The sequence below is a fragment of the Acidovorax sp. GW821-FHT09B03 genome (assembly GCF_059418305.1).
Map to the genome: position 1 here is coordinate 1 of NZ_JBWKPP010000016.1, position 14,411 is coordinate 14,411.

14 protein-coding genes are annotated in these 14,411 nt (G+C 67.6%); 2 read left to right on the plus strand and 12 right to left on the minus strand.

Features of this window, described 5'->3' with window-relative positions; all coding sequences use genetic code 11:
* From AC07PA_RS23795 to AC07PA_RS23850, 12 genes are all read right to left on the minus strand, one after another.
* On the minus strand, positions 1–92 hold a 92-nt coding region (locus AC07PA_RS23795; protein WP_005434227.1), incomplete at its 3' end, for a GTP-binding protein.
* A gap of 180 nt (positions 93–272) precedes the next feature.
* Positions 273–2,375, minus strand: a complete 2,103-nt coding sequence (gene fusA / locus AC07PA_RS23800; RefSeq protein ID WP_007851118.1) for an elongation factor G — start codon at positions 2,373–2,375, stop codon at positions 273–275.
* A 151-nt stretch (positions 2,376–2,526) separates the two neighbouring features.
* Positions 2,527–3,000 carry a 30S ribosomal protein S7 gene (rpsG, locus tag AC07PA_RS23805; RefSeq protein ID WP_005798541.1) on the minus strand — a complete coding sequence of 158 codons (474 nt, stop codon included), beginning with the start codon at positions 2,998–3,000 and terminating at the stop codon, positions 2,527–2,529.
* A gap of 163 nt (positions 3,001–3,163) precedes the next feature.
* Positions 3,164–3,541: a 30S ribosomal protein S12 gene (gene rpsL, locus AC07PA_RS23810; RefSeq protein WP_007851137.1), complete on the minus strand. Its 378-nt coding sequence runs from the start codon at positions 3,539–3,541 to the stop codon at positions 3,164–3,166.
* A gap of 169 nt (positions 3,542–3,710) precedes the next feature.
* Positions 3,711–4,880, minus strand: a complete 1,170-nt coding sequence (locus AC07PA_RS23815; protein WP_471635608.1) for a D-alanyl-D-alanine carboxypeptidase family protein — start codon at positions 4,878–4,880, stop codon at positions 3,711–3,713.
* 99 nt (positions 4,881–4,979) lie between these two features.
* A complete protein-coding gene (locus tag AC07PA_RS23820; protein WP_494609025.1) occupies positions 4,980–5,624 on the minus strand; it encodes an alpha/beta hydrolase in 645 nt (214 codons plus the stop codon).
* Between the two features lie 91 nt (positions 5,625–5,715).
* Complete coding sequence (locus tag AC07PA_RS23825; RefSeq protein ID WP_007851146.1) at positions 5,716–6,078, minus strand: (2Fe-2S) ferredoxin domain-containing protein; 363 nt, start codon at positions 6,076–6,078, stop codon at positions 5,716–5,718.
* Between the two features lie 110 nt (positions 6,079–6,188).
* Positions 6,189–8,618, minus strand: a complete 2,430-nt coding sequence (locus tag AC07PA_RS23830; RefSeq protein WP_494609024.1) for a TonB-dependent siderophore receptor — start codon at positions 8,616–8,618, stop codon at positions 6,189–6,191.
* A gap of 114 nt (positions 8,619–8,732) precedes the next feature.
* Positions 8,733–9,713, minus strand: a complete 981-nt coding sequence (locus AC07PA_RS23835) for a FecR domain-containing protein (RefSeq protein ID WP_494609023.1) — start codon at positions 9,711–9,713, stop codon at positions 8,733–8,735.
* Complete coding sequence (locus AC07PA_RS23840) at positions 9,710–10,219, minus strand: sigma-70 family RNA polymerase sigma factor (protein ID WP_494609022.1); 510 nt, start codon at positions 10,217–10,219, stop codon at positions 9,710–9,712. Before AC07PA_RS23840 ends, AC07PA_RS23835 begins: the two co-directional genes overlap by 4 nt.
* A gap of 175 nt (positions 10,220–10,394) precedes the next feature.
* Positions 10,395–11,486 carry a VanZ family protein gene (locus AC07PA_RS23845; protein ID WP_007851158.1) on the minus strand — a complete coding sequence of 364 codons (1,092 nt, stop codon included), beginning with the start codon at positions 11,484–11,486 and terminating at the stop codon, positions 10,395–10,397.
* A 21-nt stretch (positions 11,487–11,507) separates the two neighbouring features.
* Positions 11,508–11,936 (minus strand): CopD family protein, encoded by a 429-nt coding sequence (locus AC07PA_RS23850; protein WP_007851160.1) that lies wholly within the window; start codon positions 11,934–11,936, stop codon positions 11,508–11,510.
* Positions 11,937–12,219: 283 nt separating this feature from the next.
* Here AC07PA_RS23850 and hemB point away from each other — a divergent pair, with 283 nt between their 5' ends.
* Together hemB and AC07PA_RS23860 are read left to right on the plus strand one after the other, a co-directional pair.
* Positions 12,220–13,230 (plus strand): porphobilinogen synthase, encoded by a 1,011-nt coding sequence (hemB, locus tag AC07PA_RS23855; RefSeq protein ID WP_494609021.1) that lies wholly within the window; start codon positions 12,220–12,222, stop codon positions 13,228–13,230.
* A gap of 29 nt (positions 13,231–13,259) precedes the next feature.
* Positions 13,260–14,378, plus strand: a complete 1,119-nt coding sequence (locus AC07PA_RS23860; RefSeq protein ID WP_007851167.1) for a magnesium transporter CorA family protein — start codon at positions 13,260–13,262, stop codon at positions 14,376–14,378.
* Positions 14,379–14,411: the final 33 nt, after the last annotated feature.

Genomic DNA, 14,411 nt, shown 5'->3' on the forward strand with positions numbered 1-14,411 from the left:
GCCGCCGTCAGGGTCGTCTTGCCGTGGTCCACGTGGCCAATCGTACCCACGTTGACGTGGGGCTTGGTCCGTTCGAATTTACCTTTTGCCATTTTCAATTCTCCAAAGAGCAATGCCTGTGTTGTGGTTTAACGTCTGCATCCGGTTGCTGGTTCGCCCTGCACAGGCAACGGGGCGGCACCGGATCGCAGACTGCAAAATCTTGCGAAAGAGGGTCGAGGCGGCCGCCGGCACCTGCATGCAGGCGCTGGCGGCAGTCTCTTGCGGATTGCTTACTTGGCGCGCGAAGCCATGATGGCTTCGGACACGTTGCGAGGCGCTTCGCTGTAGTGCTTGAATTCCATCGAGTACGTGGCGCGGCCTTGCGTTGCGGAGCGCAGCGAGGTCGAGTAGCCGAACATTTCCGACAGCGGCACTTCGGCGCGGATGGCCTTGCCACCGCCCGGGATGTCGTCCATGCCCTGGACCATGCCGCGGCGGGAGGACAGATCGCCCATCACCGTGCCGGCGTAGTCTTCAGGCGTTTCCACTTCCACGGCCATCATGGGTTCCAGGATGACCGGGTTGGCCTTGCGGCAGCCTTCCTTGAAGCCGAAGATGGCAGCCATCTTGAACGCCAGTTCGTTCGAGTCCACATCGTGGTACGAACCGAAGTGCAGCGTGACCTTGACGTCGACCACGGGGTAGCCGGCCAGCACGCCTTGCGTGACGGCTTCGTTGATACCCTTTTCCACGGCCGGGATGAATTCGCGAGGAACCACACCGCCCTTGATCGCGTCGACGAACTCGATGCCCTTGCCGGCTTCGTTGGGTTCGATCTTGAGCACGACGTGACCGTACTGGCCCTTGCCGCCGGACTGGCGCACGAACTTGCCTTCGGCTTCTTCCACCGTCTTGCGGATGGTTTCGCGGTAGGCAACCTGGGGCTTGCCCACGTTGGCTTCCACGCCGAATTCACGCTTCATGCGGTCGACGATGATTTCCAGGTGCAGCTCGCCCATGCCGGCGATCAGGGTCTGGCCCGATTCTTCGTCGGTCTTCACGCGGAAGGATGGATCTTCTGCAGCCAGGCGCTGCAGTGCGATGCCCATCTTTTCCTGGTCGGCCTTGGTCTTGGGTTCCACGGCCTGCGTGATCACAGGCTCGGGGAACACCATGCGCTCCAGAATGATCTGGGAGTCGATGTCGCTCAGCGTTTCACCGGTCGTCACGTCCTTCAGGCCCACGCAGGCAGCGATGTCGCCGGCGCGGATTTCTTCGACTTCCTGGCGCTCGTTGGCGTGCATCTGCACGATACGGCCGATACGTTCCTTCTTGCCCTTGATGGGGTTGTAGACGGTGTCGCCCTTGCTCAGAACGCCGGAGTACACGCGCACGAAGGTCAGCTGGCCCACGAACGGGTCGGTCATCAGCTTGAATGCCAGGGCCGAGAACTTCTCGCCGTCGTCCGCCTTGCGGGTGACTGGCTTTTCGTCTTCGTCGGTACCGGTCACGTCAGGAATGTCCGTCGGTGCTGGCAGGTAGTCGATCACGGCGTCGAGCATGCGCTGCACGCCCTTGTTCTTGAACGCGGTGCCGCACAGCATCGGGTGGATTTCCGTGGCGATGGTGCGCGTACGCAGGCCGAACTTGATTTCGGCTTCGGAGAGGTCGCCCTCTTCCAGGTACTTGTTCATCAGCTCTTCGGAGGCTTCGGCAGCGGCTTCCACCATCTTCTCGCGCCATTCCTTGGCGGATTCCACCAGGTCGGCCGGGATTTCTTCGTAGCTGAACTTCATGCCCTGCGAGGCTTCATCCCACAGGATGGCCTTCATCTTCAGCAGATCGACCACGCCGGTGAACTTGTCTTCGGCGCCGATCGGGATCACCACGGGCACGGGGTTGGCCTTCAGGCGCAGCTTCATCTGCTCGTAGACCTTGAAGAAGTTGGCACCGGTACGGTCCATCTTGTTCACGAAGGCCAGACGTGGCACCTTGTACTTGTTGGCCTGGCGCCAGACGGTTTCCGACTGGGGCTGCACGCCACCCACGGCGCAGTACACCATGCAGGCGCCGTCGAGCACGCGCATCGAACGTTCCACTTCGATCGTGAAGTCCACGTGACCGGGGGTGTCGATGATGTTGAAGCGGTGCTCTTCGTAAGAGTTGTCCATGCCCTTCCAGAAGCAGGTCGTGGCAGCCGAGGTGATCGTGATGCCGCGCTCTTGTTCCTGCTCCATCCAGTCCATGGTGGCAGCGCCGTCGTGCACTTCACCAATCTTGTGGCTCACGCCCGTGTAGAACAGGATACGTTCGGTGGTCGTGGTCTTGCCAGCGTCAATGTGGGCCGAGATACCGATATTGCGGTAGCGCTCGATGGGAGTCTTGCGAGCCATGGTGGATCCTTGGATGGGTCGTGTTATTCGGGGGAGGGGCCCAGCATTGTGGCGCTGCAACCCGTCAATTTTGTGACCGCCTCAATCGCCACAAGGCTGCAGGCAAAAATGCCGGCAGCCTTGCGCTTGGCGACGAGGGCAGTTCGTCGATTTAGAAGCGGAAGTGGCTGAATGCCTTGTTGGCTTCGGCCATGCGGTGAACTTCGTCACGCTTCTTCATGGCACCACCACGGCCTTCGGTGGCCTCCAGCAGCTCGTTGGCCAGACGCTGGGCCATCGACTTTTCGCCGCGCTTGCGGGCCGCTTCCTTGATCCAGCGCATGGACAGGGCCAGGCGACGGACAGGGCGCACTTCGACGGGCACCTGGTAGTTGGCACCGCCGACGCGGCGGGACTTCACTTCGACCATGGGCTTCACGTTGTTGATGGCAACGGTGAAGGCTTCCAGCGGGTCCTTGTCAGGGTGCTTCTTCTCGATCAGTTCCAGGGCACCGTAAATGATGCGTTCTGCAACAGCTTTCTTGCCGCCTTCCATGATCACGTTCATGAATTTGGACAGCTCTACATTGCCGAACTTGGGATCCGGCAGGATTTCACGTTTGGGGACTTCGCGACGACGTGGCATTTTTCACCTCATATTGCTTCAGTTGGCATCTTTTCAGACACCGCGAGATTCATTCAGAACCCCACTTACTCGACCCACACGGAACACTCCGCGCTTGGGGTCACTTCGTTTGACTGCGCCTGCCAGGCGAATCAAACACCGATGGAGACACAACCGCCAGGGCTTACTTGGCCTTTGGCTTCTTGGCACCGTACTTGGAGCGCGATTGCTTGCGGTCTTTCACGCCTTGCAAGTCGAGCGAACCGCGCACGATGTGGTAACGCACACCGGGCAAGTCCTTGACACGACCGCCGCGAACCAGCACCACGCTGTGTTCCTGCAGGTTGTGGCCTTCGCCGCCGATGTAGGAAATGACTTCGAAGCCGTTGGTCAGGCGAACCTTGGCGACCTTGCGCAGAGCGGAGTTAGGCTTCTTTGGCGTCGTGGTGTACACACGGGTGCACACGCCGCGGCGCTGGGGAGAGTTCTCCATCGCAGGGCTCTTGGACTTGATCTTTTCGACCTCGCGCCCCTGACGGACTAGTTGATTGATGGTTGGCATGAATACGTCCCTAAACGTAAAAAACGAAAACGTGAAACCCTTCGGAATTTCCGAAAAGCCTTCTAATGTAGCAGCATGAGCCCCGACGGGCAAGCGGCACGCGGTTTTCCGTGCAACCCGGTCGACCGTTCTTGCGCCTGCCCTGGCGTCTTGCTGCTCTTGGAAGCCCTTACTTGATCCAGAGGCGAATGGCGTCCCAGGCACGGCCCAGGATGCCGGCCTGCGCCACGCCGTCCAGCGCCACCAGGGGCACCTCGGCCAGCGTCTGCTCGCCCAGCACCACCTTCAGCGAACCCACGGCCTGGCCCTTGGTGAAAGGCGCCACCAGGGGATCGGGGCGGGCGATCTCGGTCTTGATCTTGCCGCCACTGCCCGAAGGCACGGCCACCACGATGGCCTCGCTGCGGCCGATTTTGAGGGTATTTTCCGTACCCTTCCAGACGGCAGGGGTGGCCACGGGCTGGCCCGCGTCGAACAGCTTGACCGCCTCGAAGGCGGTATAGCCCCAGTTCAGCAGCTTCTGGCTTTCATTGGCACGGGCGTTCTCGCTGGCGGCGCCGAGCACGATGGACAGCAGGCGGCGCTGGCCCACGTTGGGGAAGTCGCGCTTGGAGGTGGCCACCAGGCAGTAGCCGGCAGCGGCGGTGTGGCCGGTCTTGAGGCCATCCACCGTCGGGTCCCGGAACAGCAGCGAGTTGCGGTTGTTGCCGTTGGAGACGGGCGTGCCCGGGTAGCTGTACTGCTTGGTGGCGTAGTAGTGCATGTACTCCGGGAAGTCCTTCATGAGCCGGCTGGCCAGCACACCCAGGTCGCGCGCCGTGGTGGTATGGCCGGGCTCGGTCAGGCCCTCGGGGTTCTTGTAGGCGGTGTTCTTCATGCCCAGGGCCTTGGCCTGGTCGTTCATCAGCTTGACGAAGTTCTCGGCCGTGCCGCCCACGCCTTCGGCCAGCGCCATGGTGGCGTCGTTGCCCGACTGGACGATCATGCCCTTGATCAGGTCATCCACCGGCACCTGCATCTTGGGGTCGATGAACATGCGCGAGCCGGGCATCTTCCAGGCCAGCACGCTCACGGGCAGCTTCTGGTCCAGGGCGACTTTCTTGGCGCGCAGGGCGTCGAACACCAGGTAACCGGTCATCAGCTTGGTCAGCGAAGCCTGCTCCACGGGCACGTCGATGTCCTTGGCGGCCAGCACCTGACCGGCCGTGATGTCCAGCAGCAGGTAGTTGCGCGCGGCGATCTCGGGCGGCTGCGGGGCCTGCACCTGCGCCCACAGGGCGGCGGGCGCAAGCACCGCGGCGAGGAGAACGGAGCGCAGCGTGGGCAAGAGGGACTTCATGGAAACGGGCATTCGGGTGAGAGAAGAGGAGAGAAAACAGCAGAAAGCAGCGGGATAGCGGCGTGCGGTGTGCGCAGCGCACCGGCTGGCCGTGGAGCGTCAGGCCCCGGCCAGCAGGTGGCGGGTCACCAGGTTTTTCAGAAGCGGCAATTGTCCGTGAAAGAAATGCCCCCCACCGGGGACGACTGTCACAGGGAGTATCTGGGGGCGTGCCCAGTCCATCACCGCCGCCAGGGGCACGGTGTCGTCCTGCTCGCCATGCACGACCAGGGTGCGCTCGTGCGCCTCGGGGGGCACCGGGGCCACGGTGAAGCGGCTGGCCGCCGTGCCCACCAGCACCACACGCTCGATGGCGCGCTCGCCCCACAGGCTGGCCAGCGCATGGCTGGTGACGAACGCCCCGAAGGAGAAGCCGGCCAGGGCCAGCGGCCCCTCGGGCGCCGCCTGGCGCACCACCTCCAGGAAGTCCTCGGCTTCGCCCCGGCCTTCGTCGTGCGTGCCGGCGCTGCCGCCCACGCCCCGGAAGTTGAAGCGCACCGCCGTCCAGCCGCTGTGCACGAAGGCCCGCGCCAGGGTCTGCACCACCTTGTTGTCCATGGTGCCGCCAAACAGCGGATGGGGGTGGGCGATGACGGCGATGCCGCGCGGTGCGGCAGCACCCTCGGACAGCACGGCGGCGTCGCGCACCGCCTCGATGGCGCCGGCGGCGCCGGTCAGGGTCAGGCGTTCGGTCTGGGAATTCACGGAATTTGCTACCAGGTCAATAGCGGCCTGCACAAAAGGGACAAGGCAGGCAGCCTGAAATCAGGAGAGGCGACTGCGCTCTGAATGGAAATCAGCGCCCGAGTTCCGGCGGCGTCACCAGGCGTTCGACCACCTGGCCATTCTTGAGGTGGGACTCGACGATCTCGTCGATGTCGGCGTTGTCCACGAAGGTGTACCAGACCGCCTCGGGGTAGACCACGGCGATCGGCCCGCCCGCACAGCGGTCCAGGCAACCCGCCTTGTTCACACGCACCTTGCCGGCGCCGGACAGGCCGGCGGCCTTCACCTGCGACTTGCAGCGGTCGAAGGCCGCCTGCGCGCCATGGTGGGCGCAGCTGTCCTCACCGTTGGTGCGGTCGTTCAGGCAAAAGAAGATGTGGCGCTGGTAATAGCCCGGCTGTGCCGCCGGTGCCGTCGTGGAGGTGTCGGTCATGGCATCATTTTAGAAGCGGGCGTCGCGCCAGCCCGCACCCATAACCCCCACAGGGAGAAGCGGCCCCGCAAAAGGGCCGCGTCCCACAGACAGGAATCGAACCTGCGGGGTCAGAAATCGAAGCTGGCGGACACCTGCCAGGTGCGTGGCGGCGCCACCGCGATGAAGTTGCGCCCGGCAATCGTCCAGTAGGCCTTGTCCGCCAGGTTGGTGATGCCGGCCTGCAGGGTCATGGTCGTGCCGTCGCCCACCGCGGTCCGGTAGCGCACGCCCACGTCGATGCGGTTCCAGGCAGGCACGCGCTGGGTGTTGGCCAGGTCCACGAAGGCGCCGCCGGTGTGCAGGTAGCGCCCCGTGAGCGTGAGCCCCGGCACGGCCGGCAGGTCGAACTCGGCACCCAGGTTGGCCGTGATTTCAGGCACGCCGATGGCCTTCTTGCCATCGGCCGTGCCGCCCGCCGTGCGCGACATGCGCCCATCCGTCCAGGCCACGCCGCCCAGCAGGCGCAGGCCGCGCGCCACCTCGCCAAAGGTCTCCAGCTCCACACCCCGGTTGCGCTGCAGGCCGGCGGCGCGGAACACATTGCGGCCGTCCACGAAGGCCGTGGCCCGGCGGATGTCGAAGTACGCGGCGGTGATGCCGTAGCTGCCCTGGTCCCACTTGAGCCCCAGTTCGTGCTGTTTGGACAGGTAGGGTTCCAGCTGCTCACCCGCATTGGCCGAGCCGGCGGGCGCAATCGCGCCCTGGGCCAGCGATTCGGCATAGTTGCCATAGACCGAGAGCCCGCCCCCCAGCTTGTACAACGCCGCCAGCGTGGGCGTGACGCGCGACTGGCGGTACGGCGCCTTCTCGATGCGCTGGTGGCGCACGGCCGCCGTGAGCAGCAGGCGGTCGTCCAGCAACGCGACGGTGTCGGCCACGGCCAGGCTGTCCAGGTGCAGGGCCGGGCTGTCCACCCCAGGTACGCTGGGGATGCCGTTGGCAAACGGGTCGGGCACGGCCAGCGGCTGGTAGATGTTGCTCACCACCGGCGCGGCCAGCGGCACGGAGATGGAGCGCAGGTTCTGCAGCTGCTGGCGCTGCAGCACCGTGCCCACGGCCAGCTTGTGCCGCGTGGCGCCCCACTGGAATTCGCCGCGCACGCCCAGGTCGGTGACCTGGTTGGCCTGGGTCCAGAGCAGGCTGGAGGCGCTGGTGTAGCGCACCCGGCCCGCGCCGTCGACCGTGGTCTGGTCCACGTACTGGCGCACCGGTGGCGCTTCGCGCAGGCGCCCATGGCGGGCATGGGCCGTCCAGCCGCTCGCGAAATCCCATTCTGCGCTGAGCAGGCCGTAGGTCTGGCGCAGGTCCATGGCTTCCCAGGAGGGCTTGGCGTGCACGTGCGGATCGGGCACTGCCGGCACGGCCGCACCGGCCTGCAGCAGCCAGTGGCCGAACAGCGGCGAGGACTCGCGCCGCGTGCTGCCCGCGTCCAGCACCACGCGCAGCCTGTCACCCCGGTAGTCCAGCGCCACCTGGGGTGCGATCAGCCGCCGCTGGGCGCCATCGTAGAGCTTGCCATCCTCGGCCGATAGGTTCAGGCGGGCACCGAACTGGTTGTCCACGCCAAAGCGCTGGCCGATGTCGGCATGTGCGCCCAGCAGCGACTTGTCGAGCGCCAGGATGGACACGGAGCGCACCGGCGCATCGGTGGCCCGCTTGGGCACCAGGTTGAAGCTGCCGCCCACCGTGGCGCCGTAGCCCGACGCCCCGACCAGCCCACCGGCCGGCCCCTTGAGCACCTCCAGCCGCTCATAGTGGCGCACAGGGATATTGCTGTACGCGAACAAGCCCTCCAGGCCATCGAACAGGTAGGCATCGCTGTTGGTCAGGAAGCCCCGGATGGAACTCTGGTCCAGCGGCGAGGTGGCCGACAGGCTGGTGCGGATGGACGGGTCGTTGGCGACCATGTCGTTGACGTTGCGCGCGCCCTGGTTGCGCACCAGTTCGCTGGTCCAGGCCTTGGTGCTGAACGGCGTCTCGAACACATCGCTGTTGCCCAGCATGCCGGTGCGGCTGCCGCGCGCCACCTGGCCGCCGGCGTAGGCGCTGGGCAGCTCGCCCGGCAGCTCCTGGCTGGCCGTCACGCGCACGGCCGGCAGCGTGGTGGTGGCGCCGTCGGCCCCGGCGGGCGCTGCGGGAGCCGCCGCCCGGCGCAGCGAATAACCGCCGCCCGGCTGCGCCAGGGCCTCCAGGCCCGTGCCAGCCAGCAGGCGCGCCAGCGCTGCACCCACCGGCCAGGCACCCGACAGGCCCGGCGTGGCCAGGCCGGCCACCAGCGCGGGCTCGTAGCTCAGGTTGACGCCCGCGGCACGCGCAAAGCGGTCGAGCCCGGCACCCAGCGGGCCGGCCGGGATGGAAAAGCTGCGGCTCTCTGCGCTGGCGGGTGGGGCCGCGGCCGTGGCGGGCTGGGCAGCCGCCGGCAGGCTGGCCCATGCCAGCATGCAGGCCAGGGCAGCGGCGGTCGGGCGCGAGGGAAAACGGCGGTCGGTACGGGGCATGGCGGCGGCGGTTCCAGGACGGTGGAGGGACCCCGGGGCAGGTGCCCAGGGGAGGCTTTCACCAGGGAGGCCGCTCGAAACGCCCGATCCCCTCACTTTTTCGGGAAATATTTTTCAAGCCGGGGTCGATGGCCCCACCGAGACCCACAGCCGGGTGCGGTAGACCACCTCGACCGGCTGGGTCTGCAGCAGGAACTGCAGCGCCCGGTCGGTATCGCGCACGTGGTAGACGCCCGAGACGCGCAGGCCGGCCACGCGCTCGTCGCAGACGATGCGGCCGTGCCGGTAGCGCGCGAGCTCGGCCAGCAGGTCGGCCAGGCGCATGTCCTGCCCGGCCACCACGCCATCGGCCCAGCCGTCGGCATCGAAGCCCAGCGGCGGCGCCGGCTGGGCCCCCGTGGCGCCGAGCCACCAGGCATCGCCCGGCCTCGCCATGCGGGAGGCCGTGTCTTCGGCCGGGTGCATCTGCACGGCGCCTTCCTGCACGCTGATGCGCGCCCGGCCCGGCTCCAGCCGCACCACGAAGCGCGTGCCCAGCGCCTGCAGCGCACCGAACGGCGTCTGCACCCAGAAGGGCCGCCTGGCCGGTGCACCCGCATCGGCGCCGGTGGTCACCAGGATCTCGCCGCGGTGCAGCCTCAGCGTGCGCAGTTCGGGGGACAGGGCCGAGGAGAGCGCCGTGTCGGTGTTGAGCACGACGGTGGTGCCATCGTCCAGGCGCAGCGTGCGCTGCTCACCCACGCCGGTGCTGGCATCGGCCAGCAGGCGCTGCCAGGGCGCATGTTCGCGCACCGTCCAGCCCGCGGCGACGGCCATGCCTGCCAGACCCAGCAGGCGCAGGCCCTGGCGGCGGCGCTGGCGCTGCGCCTCGGCGGCGTGCAGGGTGCCCAGGGCCAGCGCGGGCGGCACGGCGGCGAAGTCACCGCGCAGCGACTGCACACGCTCCCAGGCGCTGGCGTGGACCGGCGCGGCCTGCAGCCAGCGCTCGAAGGCGGCGCGGGCGCGCGGCGTGGGCGTGCTGAAGTCGAGCTTGACGGCCCAGGCGATGGCTTCGTCCACCACGCCCTGCGGCAGCGGGTCAACGCCGGTCTTCATGGGCCGAAACGCAGTGCATAACAGTGGCGCAGCGCCGTGGCCACATAGCGCTCGGCGGTGGCCAGCGAGACGCCCAGGCGCTCGGCGATCTGCGGGCAGGTCAGCCCCTCGAGTTGGGCCCAGAGGAAGGCCGTGCGCACGCGCGGCTTGAGCGCATCGAGCATGCGGTCGATGGCGACGAGCGTTTCGAGCAGGACCAACCGGTCTTCGGGCGATGGTGCTTCGGCCTCGGGCAGATGGGCCAGGGTGTCCCGCCAAGCCTGCTCCAGCGCCCGGCGGCGCCAGTGGTCGGCCACCAGGCCACGGGCGATGGTGCCCAGGTAGGCGCGCGGCTCACGCGGGGTCTCCAGCGTCTCGCGTGCCAGCAGGCGCATGAACACGTCCTGCGCCAGGTCGGCCGCATCGCAGCTGTTGCCCAGTTGGCGGCGCAGCCAGCCATGCAGCCAGCCGTGGTGGTGGCGGTAAAGCGTGTGGATCTGCTGCAGGGCGGGCTCGGCAGCCGGCATGGGAACCTCTTTTCGGGGTGCCCGGCACCCGACTTTTAAATGCGAATAATTATCATTGTAGGATTGATGGGATGCTTTTCGCAATCCGGGGCCAGGCGATGGTGCGCCCGCAACAGCGCTTCGGCCTCTCTTGCGCTGGGCCTGGCATGGCAGATCCGGCGGAGATCGCAGTCGGCTAGGTGTCGCGCCGGGCGACGCGCACCACGACGTAGGCCAGCGCCGCATAGGGCCAGACCCAGCCCAGCCACTGGCCCAGCCCGTAGAAGCGGATGAAGCGCCCCTGCTCCCAGGCCTGCAGCGTCTGGGCAAAGTAGGCGCTGGTGGGGGCCTGGTTGAGCAGGCCCAGGTGCCACACCAGCACCAGCAGCAGCACGGCGGCGCAGGCACGCCGGGGCAGCGCCAGCAGCAGCACCGCTAGCGCCAGGGCGCCCCACACGCCCACGCGCACGGGCAGCCCCATCCACTCCCAGGCATGGGCGGGGCCCCAGCTCAGCGCCGCCGACAGGGCCGTGAGCACCACGCCCACCACCACCACGGCCAGGGCGAACAGGGCCCGGCGCCCCATCTCGCGGATGATGCAGTAGCCCAGCAGGCAGGGAATCAGCAGGCCCAGCGTCACGCACAGCAGCTCGCCACCGGGAGACAGGGGGTCGAGCGCGGTGTCGCGCATGGGCAGCCAGTCGAGGAACGGGGTGTCGGCCAGGATCTCGACCAAGGCCCCTTCCAGCCGCTCGAGCACCTGCCCCAGACCGAACGGCAGGGCCGCCGGGAACAGCAGGGCCAGGGGCCACAGCGCCAGCAGCACCAGGGCGCCATGCGCATCCTGCACGAACCAGCGGTTGCGAAAGTCGCTCCAGCGGTCGATGGCCCCCAGGCGTTCCAGCGCCGCGGCCGTGAGCGCCCCGGCCAGCGTGCCCGCCGAGTTGAGCAGCAGGTCCATGTTGGAGGGCACGCGCCGGGGCAGGTAGATCTGCAGGAACTCCAGGCTCAGCGACAGCAGCACGCCGGCCAGCGTGGCCAGCACCCATGCGCCCCAGCGCCAGCGCATGCGCAGCAGCGCCAGCGCCAGCAGAAAACCCAGCGGGGCATAGCCCACCAGGTTGGAGGTGACGTCAAAGCCCGTCCAGTAGGGCGGCGGAATCGGCGAGGCCAGGAACACCCAGGGGTCGATGCCCTGCGCACGCCAGCCGTCGAACGGGAACAGGCTGGCGAAGACGATCAGCGCCGCGTAGATCAGCGCCAGGGGACCTGCGGAGCTCTTGTACACGGGGTGGCGTGCCTCGGGGGGTCAGAAGGGCTTGACCACCACCAGCACCACCGCGGTCACAAGCAGCAGCACCGGCACCTCATTGAACCAGCGGAACCACCGGTGGCTGCGGCGGCTCGTGCCGTCGGCCAGCTTGCGCAGCAGCACGCCGCAGGCATGGTGGTAGCCGATCACCAGCACCACCACGGCCAGCTTGGCATGCATCCAGCCATTGCCCGGCCCGCGGCCGATGCCATAGCCCATCCACAGCCACAGGCCCAGGGCCAGCGCCGGCACGGCCAGCAAGGTGGTGAAGCGCAGCAGCTTGCGCGCCATGAGGATCAGGCGCTCGCGCTCGGCCACCGAGCCCGGCGCCACCATGGCCAGGTTGACGAAGATGCGCGGCAGGTAGAACAGGCCGGCGAACCAGCTGGCGATGAAGACGATGTGGAAGGCTTTGACCCAGAGCATGGCGGCAGTTTAAGGGAACGCTGAACCCGCGCTGGCGATGCACAGCCAGGGCGGGCAAGGTGGACGGTGCCGCAAAAAAAAGCCCGGCAAAAGCTGCCGGGCTTCGAAAGCCCTGCCTGCATTGCGGCAGCCCAGAGCCCCGCTCAGGGAGGAAAAGCGGGGGGCAGCAAGCTGCCCGGAACCAATTTAGCACCAGCCCGCGGGGCATACAAGCAGGGTTTGACACGTGCGCAAGACCCCCTGCGGCAGCCCCGGTACCAGCGCTTGAGGCACAATTTTCCCCATGCACCTCCCAAGCCCCGCCCCCTTCCCGCAGAACCGCCCGCGCCGCCTGCGCCGCGATGCCTTCACCCGCAACCTGGTGCGCGAGCACCGCGTGACCCCGCACGACCTGATCTACCCCGTGTTCGTGCACGAGGGCGAAGGCCGGCGCGAGGCCGTGGTCTCCATGCCCGGTGTGGACCGGCTGAGCCTGGACCTGCTGCTGCCCGTGGCGGAAGACTGCGTGCAGCTCGGTATCCCGGTGCTGGCCCTGTTCCCGGCCATCGACCCGTCCCTGAAGACGCCCGATGGCAAGGAGGCCCTGAACCCCGAGGGCCTGATCCCGCGCGTGGTGCGTGCCCTGAAGAAGGAATTCCCGGCCCTGGGCGTGATGACCGACGTGGCGCTGGACCCCTACACCAGCCACGGCCAGGACGGCGTGCTCGACGACACCGGCTACATCATCAACGACGACACGGTGGAGATCCTCACCGGCCAGGCGCTCACGCACGCCGAAGCGGGCGTGGACATCGTCGCCCCCAGCGACATGATGGACGGGCGCATCGGCGCCATCCGCGAGGCGCTGGAGGTGCAGGGCCACATCCACACGCGCATCATGGCCTACAGCGCCAAGTACGCGAGCGCTTTCTACGGCCCCTTCCGCGATGCGGTGGGCACGCGCGGCGCACTGGGCAAGGCCGACAAGAACGTCTACCAGATGGACCCCGGCAACACCGACGAGGCGCTGCGCGAGGTGGCCCTCGATATCGCCGAGGGTGCGGACATGGTGATGGTCAAGCCCGGCATGCCCTACCTGGACGTGGTGCGCCGCGTGAAGGACGAGTTCCGCGTACCCACCTTTGCCTACCAGGTGAGCGGCGAGTACGCCATGCTCAAGGCCGCGGCCGCCAACGGCTGGCTCGACCACGACGCGGTGATGATGGAAAGCCTGCTGGCCTTCAAGCGCGCGGGCGCCGATGGCGTGCTGACCTACTTCGCGCGCGATGCGGCACGCCTGCTCCTGAACCGATAGCACCCGACGTGTCCGATCTGCCAGCTTCCATGCGCATCTTCCACATCCAGAGCAGCGGGGCGCAGGAGCTCGACGCCATCCCTGCAGAGCCGCCGGCCCAGGGCTATGTCTGGATCGCCTGCGCACGGCCGGTCTTCCAGGCCCAGCTGGCCGAGGTGCAGGCCGCCCTGCTGCGGCTGACCGGGCTGCAGCTGGTGGACCTGCACGTGGCCGACCTGCTCAACGTGCAACTGCCCTCGCACTACGACTACACCTCGCAGTACGACCTGCTGGTGTTCCGCCGCCTGACCACGGCCCCCACGGGCGAGGATGCCGTGGCCCCGCCCACCCCACCCCGGCGGGGCGGCCCGCCGGTGCTGCGGCGCATCGACACCAGCGCGGTGGGCTTTGCCGTGTTCGACAATGTGCTGCTCACCGTACACCCGGGCGACTGCAGCGTGCGCGACGCCTATGCGGCGCGCCTGCTGGCGCCAGCGCCCAGCGACCCGCGCGAGGGCCGGGCCAATCCCACGGCTTCGGGGCTGCGCAAGCCCACCTCGCCCGCCGACCTGATGCTGCGGGTGGTGAACCTCATGGTCGATGGCTACCTGGACCTGCGCCGCGAAATCGCGCGCCAGCTGGAGCACTGGCAGACCGAGCTGCTCCGGCCCCGCGCACGCTACGTCAACTGGAGCTCGCTGCTGGAAGCGCGCCTGTCGCTGCATGCCCTGGACGAAATCTGCGAAGACCAGCACACGGCCGTGCAGGACTGGATCGATGCGCTGGAGACCTGGGCCGTGCCCGAGTCCCCCACGGGCCTGCGCGACCTGGACCTGCTCAAGGTGCGCAGCCGCGACGTGCTCGAGCACATCGAGCGCGTGGTGCACCACGTGCGCCGCATGGAGCAGAACACCGAGACCGCGGTGCAGATGCATTTCTCGGTGCAGGGCAACCGCACCAACGACATCATGCGCACGCTGACGGCGCTCACGGCCGTGTTCCTGCCGCTGAACCTGATCGCCGGCATCTTCGGCATGAACTTCGAATTTATCCCGCTGATCCACAAGCAGGACGGTTTCTGGTGGGCCATGGGCTCCATGATCACCATTGCGGTGGTGCTGGTGGCGGTCTTCTGGCGCAAGCGCTACCTGGCCCGTACAGGCTCCTGACGGCCGACGGCCCCGCCCTCGCAGGGGGGCAGG